19 protein-coding genes are annotated in these 22,408 nt (G+C 66.7%); 7 read left to right on the top strand and 12 right to left on the bottom strand.

Features of this window, described 5'->3' with window-relative positions:
- The first annotated feature begins 60 nt into the window (after positions 1-60).
- The 3 genes from PTT45_RS10130 to PTT45_RS10140 all read left to right on the top strand — a co-directional run bounded on the left by PTT45_RS10130 (position 61) and on the right by PTT45_RS10140 (position 2,157).
- A complete protein-coding gene (locus PTT45_RS10130) occupies positions 61-381 on the top strand; it encodes a ComEA family DNA-binding protein (RefSeq protein ID WP_273813083.1) in 321 nt (106 codons plus the stop codon).
- A gap of 70 nt (positions 382-451) precedes the next feature.
- Positions 452-1,375: an NAD(P)-dependent oxidoreductase gene (locus tag PTT45_RS10135; protein WP_443218175.1), complete on the top strand. Its 924-nt coding sequence runs from the start codon at positions 452-454 to the stop codon at positions 1,373-1,375.
- On the top strand, positions 1,372-2,157 hold the full coding sequence (locus PTT45_RS10140) for a hydroxypyruvate isomerase family protein (RefSeq protein WP_273813086.1): 786 nt from the start codon (positions 1,372-1,374) through the stop codon (positions 2,155-2,157). Before PTT45_RS10135 ends, PTT45_RS10140 begins: the two co-directional genes overlap by 4 nt.
- A 45-nt stretch (positions 2,158-2,202) precedes the next feature.
- Here the strand turns inward: PTT45_RS10140 and PTT45_RS10145 are convergent, their stop codons facing one another.
- Positions 2,203-4,248: a hypothetical protein gene (locus PTT45_RS10145; protein ID WP_443218176.1), complete on the bottom strand. Its 2,046-nt coding sequence runs from the start codon at positions 4,246-4,248 to the stop codon at positions 2,203-2,205.
- 523 nt (positions 4,249-4,771) lie between these two features.
- Between PTT45_RS10145 and PTT45_RS10150 the strand changes: the two genes are divergently transcribed.
- From PTT45_RS10150 to PTT45_RS10160, 3 genes are all read left to right on the top strand, one after another.
- Positions 4,772-5,932, top strand: a complete 1,161-nt coding sequence (locus tag PTT45_RS10150) for an MFS transporter (protein ID WP_273813090.1) — start codon at positions 4,772-4,774, stop codon at positions 5,930-5,932.
- A gap of 103 nt (positions 5,933-6,035) precedes the next feature.
- Complete coding sequence (locus tag PTT45_RS10155; RefSeq protein ID WP_273813092.1) at positions 6,036-6,464, top strand: hypothetical protein; 429 nt, start codon at positions 6,036-6,038, stop codon at positions 6,462-6,464.
- A 55-nt stretch (positions 6,465-6,519) separates the two neighbouring features.
- Positions 6,520-6,852 (top strand): YnfA family protein, encoded by a 333-nt coding sequence (locus PTT45_RS10160; RefSeq protein WP_273813094.1) that lies wholly within the window; start codon positions 6,520-6,522, stop codon positions 6,850-6,852.
- Here PTT45_RS10160 and PTT45_RS10165 read toward each other — a convergent pair.
- The 8 genes from PTT45_RS10165 to mnmC form a co-directional block, all read right to left on the bottom strand.
- The gene (locus tag PTT45_RS10165) at positions 6,849-7,079 is read right to left on the bottom strand and encodes a YheU family protein (RefSeq protein WP_273813095.1); all 231 of its coding nucleotides are present in this window, start codon (positions 7,077-7,079) and stop codon (positions 6,849-6,851) included. The two genes, PTT45_RS10160 and PTT45_RS10165, sit on opposite strands and share 4 nt — an antisense overlap.
- A gap of 27 nt (positions 7,080-7,106) precedes the next feature.
- Complete coding sequence (locus PTT45_RS10170) at positions 7,107-9,857, bottom strand: hybrid sensor histidine kinase/response regulator (RefSeq protein WP_273813096.1); 2,751 nt, start codon at positions 9,855-9,857, stop codon at positions 7,107-7,109.
- 102 nt (positions 9,858-9,959) lie between these two features.
- A complete protein-coding gene (locus tag PTT45_RS10175) occupies positions 9,960-11,156 on the bottom strand; it encodes an osmoprotectant NAGGN system M42 family peptidase (protein WP_273813098.1) in 1,197 nt (398 codons plus the stop codon).
- An 8-nt stretch (positions 11,157-11,164) separates the two neighbouring features.
- Positions 11,165-12,901, bottom strand: coding sequence for an N-acetylglutaminylglutamine synthetase (ngg, locus tag PTT45_RS10180; protein WP_273813100.1), 1,737 nt, complete (start codon positions 12,899-12,901; stop codon positions 11,165-11,167).
- 21 nt (positions 12,902-12,922) lie between these two features.
- Positions 12,923-14,692 (bottom strand): N-acetylglutaminylglutamine amidotransferase, encoded by a 1,770-nt coding sequence (locus PTT45_RS10185; RefSeq protein WP_273813101.1) that lies wholly within the window; start codon positions 14,690-14,692, stop codon positions 12,923-12,925.
- Positions 14,693-14,817: 125 nt separating this feature from the next.
- Entirely contained in the window at positions 14,818-15,510 is a 693-nt protein-coding gene (locus tag PTT45_RS10190; protein ID WP_273813103.1) for an MBL fold metallo-hydrolase, read from the bottom strand.
- A 2-nt stretch (positions 15,511-15,512) separates the two neighbouring features.
- Positions 15,513-16,268, bottom strand: a complete 756-nt coding sequence (locus PTT45_RS10195; protein WP_273813104.1) for a sulfite exporter TauE/SafE family protein — start codon at positions 16,266-16,268, stop codon at positions 15,513-15,515.
- 184 nt (positions 16,269-16,452) lie between these two features.
- Positions 16,453-18,399: a bifunctional tRNA (5-methylaminomethyl-2-thiouridine)(34)-methyltransferase MnmD/FAD-dependent 5-carboxymethylaminomethyl-2-thiouridine(34) oxidoreductase MnmC gene (mnmC, locus tag PTT45_RS10200; protein WP_273813106.1), complete on the bottom strand. Its 1,947-nt coding sequence runs from the start codon at positions 18,397-18,399 to the stop codon at positions 16,453-16,455.
- A gap of 93 nt (positions 18,400-18,492) precedes the next feature.
- Between mnmC and pap the strand changes: the two genes are divergently transcribed.
- Entirely contained in the window at positions 18,493-19,980 is a 1,488-nt protein-coding gene (pap, locus tag PTT45_RS10205; RefSeq protein WP_273813107.1) for a polyphosphate:AMP phosphotransferase, read from the top strand.
- 28 nt (positions 19,981-20,008) lie between these two features.
- Here pap and PTT45_RS10210 read toward each other — a convergent pair whose 3' ends face one another.
- The 3 genes from PTT45_RS10210 to PTT45_RS10220 form a co-directional block, all read right to left on the bottom strand.
- The gene (locus tag PTT45_RS10210) at positions 20,009-20,218 is read right to left on the bottom strand and encodes a DUF6316 family protein (protein ID WP_273813109.1); all 210 of its coding nucleotides are present in this window, start codon (positions 20,216-20,218) and stop codon (positions 20,009-20,011) included.
- A gap of 132 nt (positions 20,219-20,350) precedes the next feature.
- Positions 20,351-20,971, bottom strand: coding sequence for an NAD(P)H-dependent oxidoreductase (locus tag PTT45_RS10215; protein ID WP_273813110.1), 621 nt, complete (start codon positions 20,969-20,971; stop codon positions 20,351-20,353).
- Positions 20,964-22,358, bottom strand: coding sequence for a class II fumarate hydratase (locus PTT45_RS10220; protein ID WP_273813111.1), 1,395 nt, complete (start codon positions 22,356-22,358; stop codon positions 20,964-20,966). Before PTT45_RS10220 ends, PTT45_RS10215 begins: the two co-directional genes overlap by 8 nt.
- Positions 22,359-22,408 lie beyond the last annotated feature (50 nt).

Raw genomic sequence — 22,408 nt, forward strand, 5'->3', positions numbered from 1 at the left:
GGCTAGATTTCAGGGGCGTGATCAGGAAGTCACGCCTCACTGAATACAAGGAGCCTCACCATGTACAAGAAGTCTCTCGCCATCCTGCTGCTTTCTTGCGCCGTATCGCTGACCGCCAATGCCGCGACTACTGAGCCGGCCAAGTCCTCTACGGCGCCCGCCGAGCAGGTTCAGCAGGTCGAAGGTCAGATCAATCTCAACACCGCTGATGTTGCAACCCTCGAGGCGGGGCTGCTGGGTATTGGGCCGGCGAAGGCCCAGGCCATAGTCGATCACCGTAACAGCAACGGTCCTTTTGCATCGGTCGATGAGCTGCTGGAAGTCAAAGGTATTGGCCCGGCAACGCTGGAGAAGAATCGCGACAAGCTGAGCGTCAACTGACACCTAGCCTCCCTTCCTGAAAAAAGCCGGTCCATGACCGGCTTTTTTGCTTTCTGCGCGACAGATTACACTGCGCCTTCGCAAAAGCCGCCAGGAGTCAGTCGTGTCTGCAATGCAACCTTCGCTCGGATTCGCCGGTATCGGCTTGATGGGCCTTCCCATGGCCCGGCGCCTGCTGGCGGCCGGTTATCCGTTGAGTGTGTGGAATCGTTCTGCTGAGAAGTGCGCCGTCTTGGCCGATGAAGGGGCCGAGGTTGTTTCCTCCGTCGGCGATCTATGTGAGCGGGCCGATATCGTGATGCTGTGCCTGGCCGACACGGCGGTAGTGCGTGAAGTGGTCTTCGGCCAAGGAGGGCTGGTCGAGCACGCTCGCCCCGGCCAGTTGCTGGTCGATTTTTCCAGCCTGGAACCGGCGGCCACCCGCGAGATGGCCTCGGAGTTGGGCGCGCGCACGGGTATGCACTGGGTGGATGCGCCAGTCTCCGGCGGTACGCCGGGCGCAGAGGCGGGCACCCTGGCGATCATGGCTGGTGGTCGGGCGGAGGACTTAGAGCGGGTTCGCCCGGTCCTGGCGCACCTTGGTCAGCGTCTGACGCACATGGGCGACGTGGGCGCCGGGCAGGTCACCAAGGTCTGCAACCAGATGCTGGTTGCCTGCAATGCGCTGGTGATTGCCGAAGTGGTCGCATTGGCAGAGCGCTCGGGAGTCGATGCGGCGATGCTTGCGCAGGCCCTGGCCGGAGGCTTCGCCGATTCCAGGCCCTTGCAGATACTGGCCCCGCAGATGGCTGAGAGCCGCTTCGAGCCGGCCAAGTGGCATGTCCGCACACTGCTCAAGGACCTGGATACTGCGGTAAAGCTGGCTCGCGAGCAGGGTGGTGCCACGCCCATGAGTGGCCTGGCTGCCCAGTTGATGCGGCTGCACGGTAGTCAGGGGTATCTGGAGCAGGATCCGGCGACGCTGGTCCAGCTGCTGCGTGAGAGCGGCTCATGAAAATCGCTGCCAACCTGTCTTTGCTATTTGCCGAACAGCCCTTGCAAGAGCGTCCCGCTGCGGCTGCTGCGGCTGGTTTCGACGGGGTGGAGATTCAGTTTCCCTATGAGGTTGCCGCGCCGTTGCTGCGCGACGCGCTGCAGTCTTCGTCGATGCCCCTGGTACTTATCAATCTTCCCGCCGGCGATTTGATGGCGGGAGGGGCGGGGCTGGCAGCAGTGCCCGCGCTGCAGGCAGAGTTCGATCGGGCTCTGCAGCAGGCTCTCGATTATGCTGCGGTGGTCCGGCCACTCTGTGTCAATGTGCTGCCAGGGCGCTTGGCTGAAGGCGTCACCCGCGAGCAGGCGTTATCCACGCTAGAGGCCAATCTGCGTAAGGCTGCGCAGCGATTTCAGGACATGGGCATCCGTGTGTTGTGCGAGGCAATCAACCCACTGGACATGCCGGGCTTCCTTATCAATACGGCTGAGCAGTTGGCGGAGTTGTTGCGGCGGGTGAATCATCCGAACTGTCTGGCGCAGCTGGACCTTTACCACATGGCCAGGCAGGAACTGGACTTTGCCGAATGCCTTGCTCATCTGCAGGGCAGGATAGGGCATGTGCAGTTCGCCGATTGCCCAGGGCGCGGGGCGCCTGGCACTGGCGAGCTGGCGCTGGAGGCGCAGTTGCAGGCTCTCATTGCCAGTGGCTACCAAGGCTGGCTGGGCGCGGAGTACAGACCGAGTGGGGCGACCCAGGCAAGCCTGGATTGGCTGCCGCGCTGGCAGGCTTCCCTGCCGTGAACGAAAAGGCCCGCAGATGCGGGCCTTTTCGCTTTGCTCGATCTGTCAGTCCTTGGCGTAGTCGTTGAGCGAGATGACCCGGGTCTTGCCGACGCGGTGGCGGTAGATCTCGCGCAGGTACTTGATGGCCTTCTTCACGCTTTCGCGGGACAAGCGGATGTCGTTGATCGAGACGAACTTGTCCTGGTCGTGGATCAGCTCGCGGTACTTCTTCTCGTACATCGGCTTGATCGCGTACCAGTTGGTGTCGAGGATCTTCGCCGGGTTCTCGTACTCGTTGAGCATTGCCTCGATGCGCGCCTCGTCGAAGTCCTCGGAGACGATGAAGTCGAGCATGGCGTTGTCCAGGCTCTCGTCGTAGCGGTACTGGTCGCGGGCGAAGCAGCGCTTGATGAAGGCGACGATCAGGGTCAGGAAGTCGTCCGACAGGCACGGGCTCTTGACGATCAGGGTGGTCAGCGACAGGTTGGCCGAGGCGCCGATCACCAGGGCGTAGCGCTTCAGGGTGGTGTTGGGGAACAGGCTGTTGAGGTGGGTCTTGAGCCGGTTAAGGTCCATGTAGGACAGCTTGTAGTCCTTCGGCAGCGAGACGATGGACACCACCGAGGAGCAGTTCTTGAAGAAGTGCAGGTCGCTCAGGGCGCTGGCGTCGAAGTTGGACTTCTTGTACTGCTCCAGGGCCGCGCGGTAGCGCTTGGCCTCGATCGGCAGCAGGCTGATGCCCTCGATGGCCTGGGTGGTCTTGTTGAAGTGTGGCAAATCGATGGAGCGGAAGAACAGGTCGTCGATGTTGAGCTTGGGCTGCTCCTTCTCGAACACCTTGAACTTCTCGGTGGTGGCCGGCTGGGCCTGCTCGGCTACCACGGATTCCGCGTAGGCCACGGCCACCGGGCCGGCCAGGCTCATGAACAGGTCGTTTGCATCGAGGCGGATGGTCTCGCCGATGTCGATGCCGGCGCGGCGGAAGTAGTTCTGATCGTAGTCGGTGGTCACCGCCTGGGCGGTGAGGATGTTGAAGATCTGCTGCGAGATGTACTGGTTGGCGTGGCGCTCCATGGCGTTCACGTCGATGTTCTGTACGTTGCCGCCGTCGCTCTCTTCGGCGTAGCGCATGATGTCGTTGGAGATCAGCATCATGGCGTTCCACGGGCGGATGCGGCGCATCACGCTCTCTTCGCCGGTTTCTTCGCTGTCGAAGTTGTAGGAGAAGTCCCACTCCTCGGCGAGGTACTTGCACAGCAGGCGGCCGGCGTTGATGTGCAGGGCTTCGGACATCTCGATGCGTTGATCGGAGATGTTCGGCAGGATGCAGATGCCGCTGGTGAAGATCGGCTCGAAGACGAAGGAGTGACCGCGGTTGTCCTCGCTGCTGCTCTCCTGCTTGGTGTCGAAGGTCTTGCTCATGTAGGCGAACTGCTGGGCCAGGCCGAATTCCGAGGCCATGCCCGAGCCGGTGCCGCCGCCGGCGCTGAAGATGTAGAAGTACAGGCGCGACTGGTTGGCCTTGATGCCGCAGGAGTCGATCAGGTAGCTGTGGATGAACTTCCAGTCGGCGTTGGAGAAACGCTGGGTGTCCTTGTTGAGGATGATCTTGGCCAGGTACTGGCCGAGGATCGGTGCGTTACCGGCGCCGCCGGCATGGACCTCGGACAGGTCCATGATCTTCATCTTGCTGTAGTCGTCGAGGAAGCCGTTGGTCTCGGCCTTGCGCGAGAAGCGGATGCGCCCCTCGATGTCCTTGTCCAGGTCGCCGAGCATCACCAGCGGCTCGATCAGGAATACCGGCTTGGCGCTGCGCCCGGAGGACAGGCGAAGGTTGCTGCGGATCCAGCTGGCCGGGCGCTGTTCGCCGTTCTTTTCCTGGGCGCTGAATTCGTTGAGGTAGAAGCGCCGGGCGTTGTACACCAGCGAGGCTACGTCGAGGGCGATGTTGGAGCCGCACCGGCCGAGGCCGATCAGGCACACCGACGGGAAGTGCTGGGCGTGGCGTGCGTCGAGGCCGTCTTCGCCATGCAGCTTGGGGAATACCCGTTCGCGCAGACCGTCGAGGTTTTCGAGGATGCGGTCGATGTCGCGTTCGGTGAAATACATGTACTGCTCGTTGCTTACCTGCAGGCTCTGCTGCGGGGCGGAGACGGGGGCGGGCAGTGTCTCGGTCACGGTATGGGGGACGGTACGCGGTTCGGATACGGAGGAATCAGTGTCTTTAGTTGTTTTCATCGTCGACATTCCGTGGCTGTTGGCGGCAGCTTTTTATTAGTCAATCAGAGTCTGTAAATGCTCTGTTACATTCAATAGCACTATATACAGCGAAGCGGTTTTATTCGAGGCGGCGACAACTCTTTTCTCCGGCTTGATCCCGCATGGGGCCTGGCCTGTCGCCGGTTCACTGGCGAAGTGCCATTTAGCTGCAGGGAAGGTCGGTTTTCTGACGTTGTTTGTATCTTGAGTATCTTCATGGATTGAATCCGGACAGTAACCAGGGTGTGCTTACTGTTGCGGCTTTTTATTGTCCACTTGGTCAGTTTAATGTGCCCCGCGCTTGCCGGAGCGCGCCTTGCGAGAGTAGGGTTGCAGCCCCGGCCTGCCTGGCCTCCCTGTTGTTGGATGTAACGTGAAACCTGTACCCAGGGCCCTGCTATTGCTGGCGCTGGTGCTGGCGGCGATCAATCTGCGCCCCGGCATCACCTCTCTCGCCCCCCTGATCGAGCGCATTGCCGAAGAGCTGTCGCTGAGTCGCGGATTGATCAGCCTGACCACTGCTTTGCCGGTCCTGTGCATGGGCCTGCTGGCGCCGCTGGCGCCGCGCCTGGCCGTGCGTTTCGGCCTGGAGCGCACCGTCGCCGTCTGCCTGGGGCTGATCATGCTGGCCCTGCTGCTTCGCCTGGGCGGGCATTTCAGTTCGCTGCTGATCGGTAGCGCCGTGTTGCTCGGCGCCGGTATCGCCGTGGCCGGACCGCTGCTGTCCGGATTCATCAAGCGCCACTTCCGTGATCACGTCGGCCAGGTGGTCGGCTGGTATTCCTTCAGCATGGCCATCGGCGGCGCCGCGGGTGCGGTGCTCACGGTACCGCTGACCCAGGGCCTGGGTGATGACTGGAGCCTGGGCCTGGCGGCCTGGTTCGTGCCGGCCTTGCTCGCCGGTCTGCTCTGGCTGCGCTTGCCGAATCGGGCCGAGGAGGCGGTGGCCGGTGATGCTCAGGGGCTGCCCTGGCGCGAGCCGCGGGCGTGGCTGGTGACCGGCTTCTTCGCCATTCAGGCTGGCTTCTTCTACACCATGGCCACCTGGCTGGTGGCGCGCTACCACGAGGCGGGTCTGAGCCTGCTGCACGCCAATGGCCTGTTCAGTCTGTTGATGCTGGTCGGCCTGCCCAGCGCCTGGCTGCTGCCCTGGCTGGCCCAGCGTTTCGATATCCGCCAGCCGCTGCTGGTGGGCTGCGGGATGATCCTGACCCTGTGCATGAGCATGATCACCTTCCAGCCGACGCTGTGGCCCGAGGTCTGGGCCGTGCTGATGGGCTTCGTCCTCAGCGGCTCCTTCGCTCTGTCGCTGGTGCTGCCGCTGTACGAGGTGCACACGCCGCTGGCCGTCAGCCGCTGGACGGCGATGATGCTCTGCGCGGGCTATGGCATGGCCTGCCTGGCACCGATCCTGGCAGGGCTGGGGCGCGACCTGGCCGGTAACTACCAGATGCCGTTCATGGTGCTGATCGGCCTGGCCGTGCTGATGACGCTGATCGCCTGGGCCCTGCGCACACCGCAACGCTCGGCCTGATCAGGCGTCTGCTCCGGCGCTTTTTGCGCGGGGAGGGCATTGGTTCCTTTGCAGCTGCCATGCCCTGTGTTAGAAGGCAGCCTGCACTTTCTGGAGTACCCGTGTGGAGTCCGAATCCATCGTCTATGGCTGCATCCGCGACTGGCCGTCCGGTGATCTCGAGCAGCGTGCGCTGCGTCGTGGCACCAACCGCCAAGTGTTGGAGCAGCTGCCTGACGGCGACGCCTGGCCGTTCCTCGGTCGCGAGATGTTCTCCTTCTGCGGCAACGAGGGTGAAGGGCTGTACCAGACCCAGGTGATCCACTTCGGCGCCAGCTACCAGGCCATCGAGTACGAGTGGGCGCTGTGGGTGAAGGAATTCGAGGCGCTGCTCAAGCGCCTGTACTGGGCCAGCGCCGTGGTACACCTGGAGACCGAACTGAACGGTCTGCACACCTTCCGCTGGGAATCGGAGAGCGGCTTCCATAGCCCACAGGAAGAAGACCTGCGGGTGCGCTGCGTGTGGGAGCGCGAGGGCAGCCTGCGCGGCTGAGTTCGAACTGGCGGCACCGCGATCCACTGACCCGACCGCTTTCAAGAGATCGACGATGCTCAACTACTTCTGGTTCTTCCTCGCCGCGCTGTTCGAGATTGCCGGCTGCTACGCCTTCTGGATGTGGCTGCGGCTGGGCAAGAGCGCCTGGTGGATCGCCCCAGGCCTGCTCAGCCTGACCCTGTTCGCCCTGCTGCTGACCCGTGTCGAGGCGGCCTACGCCGGGCGCGCCTATGCCGCCTATGGCGGCGTCTACATCGTGGCTTCGCTGCTCTGGCTGGGCGTGATCGAGCGGACCCGGCCGATGCTTTCGGATTGGGCGGGCGCAGTGCTGTGCCTGATCGGCGCGGGCATCATCCTGCTCGGTCCGCGTTTCGCCAGTCACTAGTCCTCCAGCCACTCCTTCGGCACTTCATCGCGTAGCGCCAGCTGGCACTGCTGGCTGTCGGCGTCGAAGACGATCACTGCCTGACCTTTCTCCAGCGCCCTGCGCGCCCGCTCGACGCGGGTAGCCAGTGGCGTGTCGTCACCGTTGTCGGTGCCATCGCGGGTGACGAAGTCTTCCAGCAGGCGGTTCAGGGTCTCGGCTTCGAGCATCTGGTGGGGGATCAGCATGGCGGCTCCTGTTGGCGGGCGGCCATGCTAATCGGTCACGTGGGCCTGCGCGAGCAGGTAGCGATCAAGCATGGCGTAGAGCTGCTGGCAGTCCAGCGGCTTGCCGAGGAAGTCGTCCATGCCGGCGGCCAGGCCCTGGTCACGGTGCTCGTCGAGGATATGCGCGGTCAGAGCGATTATCGGCACCGCCGGCAGCTGGCGGTTGTACTCCAGCTTGCGGATCTGCCGGGTCGCCTCGAAGCCGTCCAGTTCCGGCATCTCGCAGTCCATCAGCACCAGCTGCACGGCGCCGGGATCACGGCGGTACTCGGCGACCGCGGCGTTGCCGTCGGCCACCATCCGTACCGAATAGCCGCGCTTCTTGAGGAAGCCCTGGACCACCATCTGGTTCACCCGATTGTCTTCGGCCACCAGGATGCAGGGCGTGCTGCCGGCACGCTGCTCCAGCGCCGGCGGCACGGCGGGCGCCTCACTGCGCCGCTCGCTGTACAGCTCCAGCAGGGTGTCGCGCAGGCCGACCACCGAGAGCGGCAGCGGCTGGCCCAGCAGACGCAGGCCGCGGCCCTCGGGTAGCTGCTGGTATTGCTCCGGCGGGCTGAGGATCAGCACGCGCTGGCCGTGTTCCAGGTCTGGTCGCAGGCTGTCCAGCCAGTGCCCACTGCTGCCCGGCCAGGGCGCCATGAGCACCAGCAGCGGCGGGGCGGTGAAGTCTTCCAGGTAGTCACGCAGGCGTTCCGGGTCTTGGCAGCGCTGGGTGCGCATGCCCCAGCGGCCGAGCAGGTGACCGAGGCAGTCGAGGCCCTGGCCGTCCAGGGAGCAGAGCAGGGCGGTGCGGTTCTCCAGCAGCGCAGCCAGTTCATCGTGGTCTTCGACGGCGCGGCGCAGCGGCACGTCGAAGGCGAAGCGCGAGCCCTGTCCCGGGGTGCTCTGCACCTCGATGCGGCCGTCCATCATCTCCACCAGCTCCTTGCTGATGGCCAGGCCCAGGCCGCTGCCGCCATAGCGGCGGGTGGTGCTGGAGTCGCCCTGGGCGAAGGACTTGAACAGCTGGTGGAGGCTGTCGTGGTGAATGCCGATGCCACTGTCGCTGACCGCGAACACCAGGTGCAGGCCACCGTCGCTGTTGCTGCGCCGGCTGACTGACAGAGACACGTGGCCCTCCTGGGTGAACTTGAGGGAGTTGCCCAGCAGGTTCATCAGCACCTGCTTGAGCCGCGTCGGGTCGCCCTGGATGCGCCGTGGCACACCGCCCTCCAGGCAGACATACAGGCGCAGGCGCTTCTCCAGGGCCTGGGCGGTGAACAGCGCAAGGGTCTCGGAGATCATCTGCTCCAGGTCGAACTCGATTTCCTCCAGGCTCAGCTTGCCGGACTCGATGCGCGCGTAATCGAGGATGTCGTTGATCACCGACATCAGCGAACGGCCCGAGCTGCTGATGGTATCCACGTAGAAGCGTTGGTTGCGGTCCAGCGGCGTCTCGCGCAGCAGCTGCAGCATGCCCAGAACGCCGTTCAGCGGGGTACGGATCTCGTGGCTCATCTTGGCCAGGAAGCGGCTCTTGGCCTGGTTCTCGTACTCGGCCTGCTCGGCGGCCTGGCGCGAGCGGAAGCCCTCGTCCTTGAGCAGGTTGATGCGGTCGGCCAGGCCGATGGACAGGCTCAGCAGCTCGATGGTCACGCCGACCTTGACCACCGCCGAGCCGTAGATGCCGAAGATCTCGATGCCCAGCGAACCACTGGTGACCAGGATGAACGCCACCAGCAGCACGCTCCAGGCCAGCACATAGTAGGAGCCGTGGCGCACGCCGCGGCGCCAGGCATAGGCGCCGGTGAGCAGTAGGATCAGCGAGACCAGCAACACGGAAACGCTGGCCAGGATGTTCCAGGCGGCCAGGCCGATCAGCGGCACCGACAGCAGGCAGCCGACGATGACCAGCATCAGCAGGCGCAGGCCCTTGTCCAGGCGCGGGAAGTGCTGCGGGATGTGCAGGAAGTCCCGGCTGAACTGGGCGGCGGTGAGGCAGTGCAGGAACATCAACACGTAGATGCTCACCGACTGTAGGCCCACGTGGTTGGGCAGCAACTTGAACAGCATGCCGTCGAAGCAGGCGGCGAACAGGCCGACGTTGACGTTGTACACCAGGTACCAGAAGTAGGCGCGCTCGCGCAGCGAGATGAACAGGAACAGGTTGTAGATGAACATCGCGAACAGCACGCCGTAGAAGGCGCCGTTGATGCCCATCAGGTTTTCCTGGGCCGCCGCGCTGGCGCCATGGGTGCTGAAGAACAGGGGAACGAAGATGGTGCTGGTGCTTTGCACCCGGATCAGCAGGGTGTTGCTGCCATGCGGCAGGTCCATCGGGAACCAGAAGTGGCGCACCTGCACTGGGCGCTGGGCGAAGGCGTAGCTGTCCCCGCTGTGCTGGTGCTGCAGGCGCCCATCGCCGTCCTGCAGGTAGACATCGATCTGGTCGAGCAGGGCGTAGTTGACTTCCAGGTAGCCGGACAGCGGTTGCGGGCGGCTGTTGACCAGGCGCACCTTGAACCACCAGACCGAATCGTTCTTGCCCAGGTTGGCGTGGTCGCCATGCACCTGTTCGAAGGCGCTGTCCGGTAGGCGCTGCACGGCCTCGGCATCCAGCGTGCCGTCGCTGTCGCGGTAATAGCCCATGTAGGGAGCCAGCGACAGGCGCAGGTCATCCCGGTCCAGGGGGGCAGGGGCGAGCGCCCACAGTTGTCCACTCAGGCAGAGCAGCAGTACGGCCAGACACAAGCGCATCTGCCAACCTCATCGTTCTTATCGGTTATGCCAGCACTTTGCCCAGTTGTGGGCACGGCTTCAAGCGGCCGTTGCAGAGCCGGGCACGACCGCCCCAGAAGCTTAGCCCGGAGTGTCCGGGCGCGCTCCGAGGACGCTGTCGAGGTTGGGCACCTGGGTATCGCTGGCCAGCTGGGCGTCGTGCTCGATCTGGTGGCTGAAGCGCTCCAGCGAATGCTCCTGGGCCGGCTTGGCGTCCGAGGCGAACACCGGCGGGCTGAGCAGGTAGGCGCCGATCAGGCGGGTCAGCGCGGCCAGGCTGTCGATGTGGGTGCGCTCGTAGCCGTGGGTCGCATCGCAGCCGAAGGCCAGCAGGGCGACGCGGATATCGTGGCCGGCGGTGACCGCCGACTGGGCGTCGCTGTGGTAGTAGCGGAACAGGTCGCGGCGCACCGGGATCTCGTCCTCGGCGGCCAGGCGCAGCAGGTGGCGCGACAGGTGATAGTCGTACGGCCCGCCGGAGTCCTGCAGGGCCACGCTCACTGCGTGTTCGCTGGATTGCTGGCCGGGAGCGACCGGGGCGATGTCGATGCCGACGAACTCGCTGACGTCCCAGGGCAGCGCCGCCGCCGCGCCGGAGCCGACCTCCTCGGTGATGGTGAACAGCGGGTGACAGTCGATCTGTGGCTCCAGGCCGCTGTCCTTGACCGCCTTGAGCGCCGCCAGCAGCGCCGCGACGCCGGCCTTGTCGTCCAGGTGGCGGGCACTGATATGGCCACTTTCGGTGAATTCCGGCAGCGGGTCGAAGGCGACGAAGTCGCCCACCGATACCCCCAGCGCCTCGCATTCGGCGCGGCTGGTGCAGGGCGCATCGAGGCGCAGTTCGATGTGATCCCAGCTGATCGGCAGGCTGTCGACCTGGGTGTTGAAGGCATGCCCGGAGGCCATCAGTGGCAGCACGCTGCCGCGCAGCACGCCGTTGTCGGTGAACAGGCTGACCCGGCTGCCTTCGGCGAAACGGCTGGACCAGCAGCCCACCGGCGCCAGGGCCGGGCGGCCGCCATCCTTGATCTCGCGGACGATGGCGCCAATGGTGTCCAGGTGTGCCGATACGGCGCGGTCCGGGCTGGACTGGCGGCCCTTGAGCGTGGCGCGGATGGTGCCCCGGCGAGTCAGCTCGAAGGGGATGCCGAGTTCGTCCAGGCGCTCGGCGACATAGCGCACCACGGTGTCGGTGAAGCCGGTGGGGCTGGGGATGGCCAGCAGTTCGAGCAGTACCTGGCGCAGGTAGGCCAGGTCGGGTTCGGGCAGTCGTTGCATGGGGTACCTCACAAATGCGAGCGGCTGAGTGGAAACAGCAGGTCGACGAAGCGCTCGGCGGTCGGCTGGGGCTGGTGGTTGGCCAGGCCGACCCGCTCGTTGGCCTCGATCAGCACGTAGTCTTCGGCCTCGGCGGACTCGACCAGCAGGTCCAGGCCCACCACCGGAATCTCCAGCGCGCGGGCGGCCTGGACCGCGGCCTGGCGCAGCAGCGGGTGCAGGCGCTCGGTGACGTCCTCCAGGGTGCCGCCGGTGTGCAGGTTGGCGGTCTTGCGCACGGTCAGGCGGGTGTCGGCGGGCAATACGCTGGAGTAGTCGTGGCCAGCGTCGTGCAGGGTGCGCTGGGTCTCTGCGTCCAGCGGGATGCGGCTCTCGCCACCGGTGGCGGCCTGGCGGCGACGGCTCTGTGCCTCAATCAGCGCGCCAATGGTGTGCACGCCGTCGCCGATCACCTCGGCCGGGTGGCGCACGGCGGCGGCGACCACCTGATAGCCGATCACCACGATGCGCAGGTCCAGGCCCGGGTGGTAGCTCTCCAGCAGCACGCGCTGGTCGAAGTGACGGGCCCGCTCGATGGCTTCCTGCACCGCGTCGATGCTGCGCAGGTCGACGGCCACGCCCTGGCCCTGTTCGCCGTCCACCGGCTTGACCACGATGCTGCCGTGCTCGGCGAGGAACGCGGCGTTGTCCTCCTTGCTGCCGGCCAGGCGCTGGGCCGGCTGGCGCAGGCCGGCGCGGGCCAGGGTGCGGTGGGTCAGGTGCTTGTCCTGGCACAGGGTCATGCTCACCGCACTGGTCAGGTCCGACAGCGACTCGCGGCAGCGAATGCGCCGGCCGCCCTGGCTCAAGGTGAACAGGCCTCCTTCGGCATCATCCACGCGCACCTCAATGCCGCGGCGGCGCGCCTCGTCGACGATGATCCGCGCATAGGGGTTGAGCTCCGCTTCCGGCCCCGGGCCGAGGAACAGGGCCTGGTTGATGCCGTTGCGGCGCTTCACCGCGAAGGTCGGCAGCACGCGGAAACCGAGCTTGGAGTAGAGCGCCTTGGCGCCCTTGTTGTCGTGCAGCACGGACAGGTCCAGGTGGTTCAGGCCGCGGCTCATGAAGTGCTCGATCAGGTGGCGCACCAGCGCCTCGCCGACCCCGGGGCGCTGGCAGTCCGGCGCCACCGCCAGGCACCACAGGCTGCTGCCGGCCTCGGGGTCGGCGAAGGCCTTGGCATGGTTGAGGCCCATCACCGCGCCGACCACCCGGCCGTCGCTCTCGTCCTCGGCCAGCCAGTAGCTGGGGCCGCCTTCCTCGCGCGGGGTCAGCTGCTGGCTGTCGATCGGCAGCATGTCGCGCTGCAGGTATAGGCTGTTGACCGCCTCCCAGTCCTGCTCACCATGCACCCGGCGGATGCGGAAGCCGCGGAAGCTGGCGTGGGCCGGGCGGTAGTCCATGAACCACAGGCGCAGGGTGTCGGACGGGTCGAGGAACAGTTGCTGCGGCGCCAGGGCCAGCACCTGATGGGGCGCGGCCACGTACAGGGCGATATCGCGCTCGCCGGGGCGTTCATCCTGCAGCGCCGAGGCCAGCGCTTCGGCGTTGGGATAAGTGTGGCCGATCAGCAGACGCCCCCAGCCGCAGTGCAGGCTCTGGGGCGCGGATTGGGCGATGCCGTCCTTGGCCAGGTGCGCCTGCAGGCGCTGGTAGGAGGGCGGCTGGCCACGCTGTAGACGTTGGGTGAAGGCAGATGCACGCATGATGAAATTCCTTGTGTCGGTCTACAGACCCTGTTCGCTGAGCCATAGGTTGAGGGCGGCGAGCTGCCAGAGCTTGGAGCCGCGCAGCGGGGTGAGCTGGCCGGTCGGGTCGCTGAGCAGGCGGTCGATCACCGCCGGTTCGAACAGGCCGCGGTCCTGGCTGGGGTCGAGCAGCAGCTCCTGCACCCAGCCCAGCGTGGCGCCTTGCAGGTGCTTGAGGCCGGGCACCGGGAAGTAGCCCTTGGGACGGTCGATCACGGCGTGCGGAATGACCTTGCGGCCGGCTTCCTTGAGCACGTGCTTGCCGCCATCCGGCATCTTGAAGCGCGCCGGGATGCGCGCGGAGAGCTCCACCAGGCGGTAGTCGAGGAACGGTGTGCGTGCCTCCAGGCCCCAGGCCATGGTCATGTTGTCGACCCGTTTGACCGGGTCGTCGACCAGCATCACCGTGCCGTCCAGGCGCAGTGCCTTGTCCACCGGCGCATCGGCGCCGGGCATGGCGAAGTGTTCGCGCAGCAGCTCGCCGGACCAGTCCGGGCCGTGCCATTGCGGGCGCAGTGTGGCCAGGGTCTCCTCGCGTGAACGGTCGAAGAAGGCGGCGCGATAGGCGGCCTCGGGATCGGCGGCGCCATCGACCTGCGGGTACCAGTGGTAACCGGCGAACAGCTCGTCGGCACCCTGGCCGCACTGCACCACGGTGCAGTGCTTGGCCACTTCGCGGCCGAGCAGATAGAAGGCCACGCAGTCATGGCTGACCATCGGCTCGCTCATGGCGCGGAAGGCCGCCGGCAACTCGGCGAGGATCTCTGCCTCGCCGATGCGCAGCTGATGATGGCGGGTGCCGTAGTGGCGGGCGATCAGGTCCGAGTAGTAGAACTCGTCGCCACGTTCGCCGCCGGCATCCTCGAAACCGATGGAGAAGGTCGACAGGTCCTGCACGCCGGCTTCATGCAGCAGGCCGACCAGCAGGCTGGAGTCGAGCCCGCCGGAGAGCAGCACGCCGACGTCCAGGGCCGCGCGCTGGCGTACCTGTACCGCCTGGCGCAGGCCTTCGAGCACGCGGTCGCGCCAGTCGTCGAGGCTGAAGCGCTGCTCTTCGTCGCGCGGGCCGAAGGGCAGCTGCCACCAGGTGCGCTGCTCGCGGCGGCCGTCGCGCTCGAGGCGCAGCCAGCTGGCCGGTGGAAGCTTGCGCACGCCCTTGAGCAGGGTCAGCGGCGCTGGCACTACGGAGTGGAAGTTGAGGTAGTGGTCGACGGCCGCCGGGTCCAGCGCGGTGTCGACACCGCCGCCCTGCAGCAGGGCCGGCAGAGTCGAGGCGAAGCGCAGGCGCTTGTCGTCTTCGCTCAGGTACAGCGGCTTGACGCCGAGGCGGTCGCGGGCGAGGAACAGGCGTTCGCTGTCCCGCTCCCAGATGGCGAAGGCGAACATACCGTTGAGCTTGGGCAGCAGGTTTTCGCCCCAGGCGTGGTAGCCCTTGAGCAGCACCTCGGTGTCGCCATCGGAGTGGAACTGGTAGCCGAGGGCGCACAGCTCATCGCGCAGCTCCGGGTAGTTGTAGATGGCGCCGTTGAACACCAGGGCCAGGCCGAGCTGCTGGTCGACCATGGGCTGGCCGGAGGCCGGTGCCAGGTCCATGACCTTCAGTCTGCGATGCCCCAGGGCCAGTGGCCCGCTGCTGTGGAAGCCGCAGGCGTCGGGGCCGCGAGGGGTCAGGTGGTGGGTGATTCGGGCGATGGCGGCCAGGTCGGCCGGTTGATGGTCGAAGCGTATTTCTCCAGCTATTCCGCACATATTTCCTTACCGGTTTTGCCGTTGGGGAGGCTGCCCTGAAATTTGGGCAGTAATTCTCCGACCGGCATTGATAAGGATCGTTTAGATCAATTTTGCATAAGCGGAACTTGCCCGGCCGATGCTGTTCAGGCCTGGCCGCAGGCCCGGTTGGCCGGTACGGCGATGTCCATCAGCTTGGGATGGGGCAGGTGCAGGCTGCCCATCAGGCGGGCATAGGCCTCGGCATCGGCGACCTGCAGGCGCGGGTTGTGCGCGGCTTCCTCGGCGATGCTGGAGCGGGTCCAGCCGCGGTAGTCGTGGGCTGGCCACACCTCGGTAGCGCCCGGCAGGGTAAGTAGGCGCTGCAGGCTGGCCCACTGGGTGCGGGCGTCGCCGTTCTGGAAGTCGGTGCGGCCGCTGCCGCGGATCAGCAGGGTGTCGCCGCTGAACAGCTTGCCGGGCTCGTTGGCGTGCGGCGGCAGCAGGAAGCAGTAGGAGTCGTCGGTATGTCCCGGCGTGTGCAGGGCCAGCAGCTCGCGCTGGCCGAAGCTCATGCGCTCGCCTTCGGCAAAGGTGAAGCTGGCGCAGGCGCTGCCGCTCTCGCGGCCCATGCCGCTGCGGCAACCGGTGGCGCTGCGCAACTCGCCGAGGGCGGTGATGTGGTCGGCATGGGTGTGGGTGTCCAGCGCCAGCTGCAGTTGCAGGCCCAGCTCGCGCAGCAGGCGCAGGTAGTCGTCCAGCTTGTCCTTCACCGGGTCGATCAGCAGCGCCTGGTCGGCATCGGCCAGCAGGTAGCTGTAGGTCGAGCTGTCGGCGTCGAAGAGTTGGCGAAAGATCACGATCAGCTACCTCCGAGGAGTTTCTGCGCCGCCAGTGACAGGCTGACCGCCACCAGCAGCAGGGCGAACAGGCGCTGCAGCAGGCGCCCGCCGAGGCGCTGGGCCAGGGCGTTGCCACCCAGCACGCCGGCGGCACCGCCCAGGGCCAGGCCAGCCAGCAGTGGCAGCGAGGGCTGCGCGCCGCTGAGGTAGAGCAGGAAACCACCACCGGAGACCACGGCGATCACCATCATCGAGGTCGCGGTGGCCGCCAGCATGTTCAGCGGGGTGAAGGCTAGCAGTGCCGGTACCACCATGAAGCCACCGCCGACGCCCATGAGGCCGGAGAACACCCCGACACCGAGGCCGATGGCCACCAGCGGCCCGCTGCGCAGTGGGCCATCGTAGCTGCGTTCCTGCCGGCTGCTGCGCCACATGCGCCAGGCGGTCCACAGCACCAGGGCGCAGAAGCCGATGACCAGCACTGCCTCGGGAATATGCCGGCCGAGCCACTGGCCGATGGCGTTGCCGGGCAGGCCGGCAACCGCCAGCAGCAGGACCGGCCGCCAGGCCACCTGGCCCTGGTAGGCGCGGGGTACGGCGCCGATCAGGGCGGTGAGCGCGACGGCGCCGAGGCTGACGCCGATGGCGTCGCGCAGCGGCAGGTGCAGGCTGAGCAGCAGGGGCAGGGCGACCAGCGAGCCGCCAGCGCCGGTGAGGCCGAGCAGCAGGCCCAGCACCATGCCGATGCCTACGGCTTCGAGCAGCAGCGCCTCCATCAGCGCACTTCGCGGCGGGTTGGGGCGGTGGTCATAGATTCCGGCTCGTTGTCTGAGTACGGATGGTCACGCGATCGATCTCGGTTGGGGCGCGGCAGGTCGGGCGGTAGAACCAGGCAGATTCATCGTCTGGTCGCCGCCCTGGCCGTGCTGGAAACAGGCGCTAGAGCATAGCCGGTCGCGTTCAGGCGTTGCGGATCAACTTGCGCAGGGCGAAGCGGTTGGGGTGGCAGGCCTCGGTCACGGCGCGTGGCAGCGGCAGCGGTTCGTCTTCCAGCCAGGCGGCCAGCAGTTCGCCGCACAAGGGTGCGCTGATCAGCCCGCGCGAGCCGTGGCCACTGTTGACGTACAGGCCCTCGCGCCAGGGGCAGGGCGTGTCCGGCACCTGGCGAGCGTCCTTGCCGAGCACCGCATAGGCGGCAGCGAAGGCCTCGTCGTCCGCCAGCGGGCCGACGATGGGCAGGTAGTCCGGGCTGGTGCAGCGGAAGGCGGCGCGACCCTGCAGCTGCGCCGGGTCCAGGTCTTCTGCACCCAGGCGGGTGGCCAGGTCGGTGGAGATCTCGCGCAGCAGCTCTAGGTTGCCAGCGTGCTCGGCGGTGGTGGGCTCGCAGTCCTGGCTGTGGAAGTCGAAGCTGGCGCCCAAGGTGTGCTCGCCATGGCGTGGTGGGGCGACGTAGCCCTCGGCGCACAGCACGCAGTTCAGTGCCGCGCTGGCGTCGGTCAGTGGCAGGCGGCTGATCTGGCCGCGGATGCGCTTGAGCGGCAGTTCGGCGAAGCGGCGCACTTCGGCCGCGCCGGCCAGCACCGCGACCGGTGCCTCGGCCAGCAGGCGCTCGCCGTCCAGCGCCTGCCACTGGCCAGCGACCCGGCGCAGTTCCACTGCCTCGCTGTGCGTCAGCAGGCGGATGCTCGGGTGATCGGCCAGCAGGCGGCACAGGGCCGGCGGGTGGACCCAGCCGGCCTCGGGGTAGAACAGGCCGCCGGCGGGTAGGGCGACGCCAGCCAGGGCCTCGGCCTGTTCGCGGTCGAGACGTTGCAGCAGGTCGTCGGGGAAGGCGCCGGCCAGCTTGGCCTGGCGCTCATCTTCCTTGGCATCGAAGGCCAGTTGCAGCACGCCGCAGGCGGCCCAGTCATCCGGCTGCAGGCGTTGCAGCAGGCGCCGGGTATGGCCGAAGCCGGCGACCACCAGTTGCGATAGCGCGGTGCCATGGGCGGACAGCTTGAGGTAGAGCACGCCCTGGGGATTGCCCGAGGCCTCCCGGGCGACCTCAGCGTGACGTTCCAGCAGGGTTACTCGCCAGCCGCGCGCGGCCAGGCTCGCGGCCGTGGAGCAGCCGGCCAGGCCGGCACCGATCACCAGCGCCTCGCGGCGATCGGCCAGCGGTGGGCGCGCATGCCAGGGCTTCGCGCTCGGTTGTGCATCCCCCTGGTACGGGCCGCTGAGCATCTCCCATTTCTTGCCATGGCCGGGCCTGCGCTTTACCGCGAAGCCTGCGGCGACCAGGCCACGGCGCACGAAGCCGGCGCTGGTGAAGGTGGCCAGGCTGGCGCCGGGGGCGGAGAGGCGCGCCAGCTGGGCGTACAGCGCGTCATTCCACATCTCGGGATTCTTTGCCGGGGCGAAGCCGTCGAGGAACCAGGCATCGACGCGTGCATCCAGCTGCGGCAGCTGCTCCAGCACGTCGCCGATCAGCAGGGTCAGGGTCACGCGGCCGCCATCCAGTACCAGGCGCTGGAAGCCTGGGTGGATGGCCACGTATTGCTCGAGCAACTGGCTCGACCAGGGCTGCAGCTCCGGCCACAGGGCCAGGGTGCGCTGCAGGTCCGCCGCTGCCAGCGGGTACTTCTCGACGCTGACGTAGTGCAGGCGGGCGCCGGCGGGGGCCTGTTGGTCGAACAGCTGCCAGGTGCAGAGGAAGCTGATGCCAGTGCCGAAGCCGGTTTCGCCGATCACCAGGCGCTCGCCCGCGGGCAGCGCGGCGAAACGCGCCTGCAGGTCATTGTGGGCGAGGAACACGTAGCGCGTTTCCCCCAGGGCATCTTCGCGAGAGAAGTACACGTCGTCGAACTGGCGCGACAGCGGTTGGCCTTGGTCGTCCCAGTCGATCTGGGCGTAGCTGGTGTCGGACATCGGGGCACCCGGGAAGGAGGTGCGGCATTGTAGCGGCATGCCCAAATTCGCGGTGATCCGCTAGGCTGGGCAAATCGACGCACGGAGGTATGCATGTTCGAGTCTGCCGAGCTGGGCCACAGTATCGACAAGGACGATTACGACAAGGAGATGCCGGCACTGCGCGAGGCGCTGCTGGAGGCGCAGTTCGAACTGCAGCAGCAGAAGCGCTTCCCGGTGATCATCCTGATCAACGGCATAGAGGGCGCCGGCAAGGGCGAGACGGTCAAGCTGCTCAACGAGTGGATGGACCCGCGCCTGATCCAGGTCAGCACCTTCGACGTGCAGACCGACGAGGAGCTGGCGCGACCGCCGGCCTGGCGCTTCTGGCGCGCGCTGCCGCCCAAGGGGCGCATCGGCATCTTCTTCGGCAACTGGTACAGCCAGATGATCCAGGGTCGGGTCCATGGCCACTTCAAGGATGCGGTGCTGGACCAGGCCATCGACGGCGCCCTGGCGCTGGAGGAGATGCTCTGCGACGAAGGCGCGCTGGTCTTCAAGTTCTGGTTCCACCTGTCCAAGAAGCAGATGAAGGCGCGCCTCAAGGAACTGCAGGACGACCCGCAGCGCGCCTGGCGCATCAGCCCGCTGGACTGGCAGCAGTCGAAGACCTACGACAAGTTCGTGCGCCATGGCGAGCGGGTGTTGCGCCGCACCAGCCGCGACTTCGCTCCCTGGTACGTGGTGGAGGGCAGCGACGAGTACTACCGCAGCCTGACCGTCGGCCGCATCCTCCTCGACGGCCTGCAGGCGGCGCTGAAGAACCAGGCGCCGCGCCCGCCGCGTGCCCATGTGGCGCCGCTGGTGGCCAGCCTCGACAGCCGTACCCTGCTGAGCTGCCTGGATCTGACCCAGCGTGTGGAGAAGGACGAGTACAAGGCGCTGCTCGATGCCGAGCAGGCGCGCCTGGCCATGCTGGTGCGTGACAAGCGCATGCGCCGGCACGCGCTGGTGGCGGTGTTCGAGGGCAACGATGCGGCCGGCAAGGGCGGCGCCATCCGCCGCGTGGCGGCGGCACTGGACCCGCGCCAGTACCGCATCGTGCCGATCGCCGCGCCGACCGAGGAGGAGCGTGCCCAGCCCTACCTGTGGCGCTTCTGGCGGCACATTCCAGCGCGCGGCAAGTTCACCGTGTTCGATCGTTCCTGGTACGGCCGGGTGCTGGTCGAACGGGTAGAGGGCTTCTGCGAGCCGGCCGACTGGCTGCGCGCCTATGGCGAGATCAATGATTTCGAAGAGCAGCTGACCGATGCCGGGGTGGTGCTGGTGAAGTTCTGGCTGGCCATCGACCAGGACGAACAGTTCCGCCGCTTCACCGAGCGCGAGGAGACGCCGTTCAAGCGCTTCAAGATCACCGAGGAAGACTGGCGCAATCGCGACAAGTGGGACGTTTACTGCGACGCCGTGAGCGATATGGTCGACCGCACCAGCACGTCGATCGCGCCGTGGACGCTGGTCGAGGCCAACGACAAGCGCTTTGCCCGGCTCAAGGTGCTGCGCACCATCAACGAGGCCCTGGAGCAGGCCTTCGCTGCCGACTGATGGTGGTGCGGGCTGACCGCACCATGGCTCAGTAGACGCGGCTCTCGACGATGTCGTTGGCCTGCTTCATGCGACGGATGTAGAAGGCGATCTCGCGCTCGGCGTCCACGCGGGTGAAGTAGGGGCCTTCCAGGGTGCCTTCGCGGGTGGAGAAGAAGTACTGGCCGTTGACCGCACTGACCCGTTCGCTACGGTAGTGGGTGCCGGGATTGGGGTCGATGATGCGTTGTCCGAACATGGCTTTGGCTCCTGCGGAGAGTTGCACTGTTTTGAGTGTAGTGCGCACTCCCAGGCGAGCCGGGGCGGGCGATGGATGGTCATATTTTGAGCAGTTGCGGCGCGAATCCACGCGCCGCAACTACTGCTTGGCTCAAGCCCTGACGCCGAGCCCCTCGGCTTTGCGCAGCCAGTTCTGCCGCTGTTCCTCGGACGAGGGGCGCACCGGGGCGAACTCGGTCAGGCGGCGGGTCTTGATGCCGCAGAAACCGAGGATGGTGCGCACCATCTGCCGATGCGCCGGCGCGCCGTAGATCCAGCGGAAGTACCAGGGCGGTGTGTCCAGGGTCACCAGCAGGTCTGCGGTGCGCCCGGTCAGCAGCTTGTCCCACAGCTGCGAGCGGTTGCGGTACTTGAAGGCGAAACCGGGCAGGAAGGTACGGTCGAAGAAGCCCTTGAGCAGCGCCGGCACGCCGCCCCACCAGACCGGGTAGACGAACACCAGATGCTCGGCCCAGTGGATTTGCCGCTGGGCCTCCAGCAGGTCCGGCTCCAGCGCCTGGTGCTGCCCGTAGCCCTCGCGCAGGATCGGGTCGAACTGCAGCTCGCCGAGCTTCAGCTGACGCACCACGTGGCCCTCGCCGCGGGCGCCGCTGCTGTAGGCCTCGGCGATGGCGTGGCACAGGCTGTCGCTCTTCGAGGTGCCGAGGATCATCAGGATGCGCTTGCCGTCACCCTCCAGTGGCGTGGCGCCGCTCTTCGCTTCTTCAGCCATGTTGTCCGGACTCCAGCATGTTTTCCGGGCGCACCCAGGCCTCGAACTGTTCGTTGCTCAGATAACCGAGTTGCAGCGCCGCCTCACGCAGGCTGAGGCCCTCGGCGTAGGCCTTCTTGGCAATCTCCGCAGCCTTGTCGTAGCCGATGTGCGGATTGAGCGCGGTGACCAGCATCAGCCCGCGCTCCAGGTGCGCGGCCATCTGCTCGGCGTCCGGTTCCAGGCCTTCGATGCAGTGCTCGGCAAAGTTGCGGCAGCCATCGGCCAGCAGGCGGGTCGATTGCAGTAGGTTGTGGATGATCACCGGCTTGAACACGTTGAGCTGCAGGTGGCCCTGGCTGGCGGCGAAGGCGATGGTGGCGTCGTTGCCCAGAACCTGGCAGGCGAGCATGGACAGCGCCTCGCACTGGGTCGGGTTGACCTTGCCGGGCATGATCGAGCTGCCCGGCTCGTTGGCCGGCAGGCGTACCTCGGCGAAGCCGGCGCGCGGGCCGGAGCCGAGCAGGCGCAGGTCGTTGGCGATCTTCATCAATGCCACGGCCAGGGTCTTCAGCGCGCCGGACAGCGCGGTGAGTGGCTCATGGCCGGCGAGGGCGGCGAACTTGTTCGGCGCCGAGACGAAGGGCAGGCCGGCCAGCGCCGCCAGCTCGCTGGCCATGGCCTCGGCGAAGCCCTTGGGTGCATTCAACCCGGTGCCGACGGCGGTGCCGCCCTGAGCCAGTTCGCAGACCGCCGGCAGGCTGGCGCGGATGGCCTTCTGCGCATAGTCGAGCTGGGCGACGAAGGCCGACAGCTCCTGGCCAAAGGTCACCGGGGTGGCGTCCATCAGGTGAGTACGGCCGGTCTTGACCAGGCGCATGTGGCGGGTGGCCTGTTCGGACAGGGCGCCGGACAGTTCGGCGATGGCCGGCAGCAGCTGGTGATGCACGGCCTGCACGGCGGCGATGTGCATGGCAGTGGGGAAGCTGTCGTTGGAGCTCTGCGCGCGATTGACGTGGTCGTTGGGGTGTACCGGGCTCTTGCCGCCGCGTCCCTGGCCGGCCAGTTCGTTGGCGCGGCCGGCGATCACCTCGTTGACGTTCATGTTGCTCTGCGTGCCGCTGCCGGTCTGCCAGACCACCAGGGGGAACTGCTCGTCGAGTTGGCCGGCCAGGACTTCGTCGGCGGCCTGTTCGATCAGGCGGGCGATGTCCGGAGGCAGCTCGCCGATACGGTTGTTGACCCGTGCGGCGGCCTTCTTGATCAGCGCCAGGGCATGCACCACGGGCAGTGGCATGCGTTGTTCGCCGATGGCGAAGTTGATCAGCGAACGCTGGGTCTGGGCGCCCCAGTAGGCATCCTCGGGTACTTCGATGGCACCGATGCTGTCGGTTTCGATACGGCTCATGACTGTCTCCGGACTGTTTCCGGCAGTTTAGGCCGCCGGAGGAGGGGTGG

Source organism: Pseudomonas sp. Gutcm_11s (assembly GCF_028649395.1).
Taxonomy (GTDB): domain Bacteria; phylum Pseudomonadota; class Gammaproteobacteria; order Pseudomonadales; family Pseudomonadaceae; genus Aquipseudomonas.

Bases quoted from the DNA above. Each gene is read 5' to 3' on its own strand.
- PTT45_RS10130 (WP_273813083.1), top strand. From the start codon at position 61: ATGTACAAGAAGTCTCTCGCCATCCTGCTGCTTTCTTGCGCCGTATCG.
- PTT45_RS10140 (WP_273813086.1), top strand. From the start codon at position 1,372: ATGAAAATCGCTGCCAACCTGTCTTTGCTATTTGCCGAACAGCCCTTG.
- PTT45_RS10145 (WP_443218176.1), bottom strand. From the start codon at position 4,248: ATGTATTTCACCGAACGCGACATCGACCGCATCCTCGAAAACCTCGAC.
- PTT45_RS10160 (WP_273813094.1), top strand. From the start codon at position 6,520: ATGCTCAACTACTTCTGGTTCTTCCTCGCCGCGCTGTTCGAGATTGCC.
- PTT45_RS10165 (WP_273813095.1), bottom strand. From the start codon at position 7,079: ATGCTGATCCCCCACCAGATGCTCGAAGCCGAGACCCTGAACCGCCTG.
- PTT45_RS10170 (WP_273813096.1), bottom strand. From the start codon at position 9,857: ATGCGCTTGTGTCTGGCCGTACTGCTGCTCTGCCTGAGTGGACAACTG.
- PTT45_RS10175 (WP_273813098.1), bottom strand. From the start codon at position 11,156: ATGCAACGACTGCCCGAACCCGACCTGGCCTACCTGCGCCAGGTACTG.
- ngg (WP_273813100.1), bottom strand. From the start codon at position 12,901: ATGCGTGCATCTGCCTTCACCCAACGTCTACAGCGTGGCCAGCCGCCC.
- PTT45_RS10185 (WP_273813101.1), bottom strand. From the start codon at position 14,692: ATGTGCGGAATAGCTGGAGAAATACGCTTCGACCATCAACCGGCCGAC.
- PTT45_RS10195 (WP_273813104.1), bottom strand. From the start codon at position 16,268: ATGGAGGCGCTGCTGCTCGAAGCCGTAGGCATCGGCATGGTGCTGGGC.
- mnmC (WP_273813106.1), bottom strand. From the start codon at position 18,399: ATGTCCGACACCAGCTACGCCCAGATCGACTGGGACGACCAAGGCCAA.
- pap (WP_273813107.1), top strand. From the start codon at position 18,493: ATGTTCGAGTCTGCCGAGCTGGGCCACAGTATCGACAAGGACGATTAC.
- PTT45_RS10210 (WP_273813109.1), bottom strand. From the start codon at position 20,218: ATGTTCGGACAACGCATCATCGACCCCAATCCCGGCACCCACTACCGT.
- PTT45_RS10215 (WP_273813110.1), bottom strand. From the start codon at position 20,971: ATGGCTGAAGAAGCGAAGAGCGGCGCCACGCCACTGGAGGGTGACGGC.
- PTT45_RS10220 (WP_273813111.1), bottom strand. From the start codon at position 22,358: ATGAGCCGTATCGAAACCGACAGCATCGGTGCCATCGAAGTACCCGAG.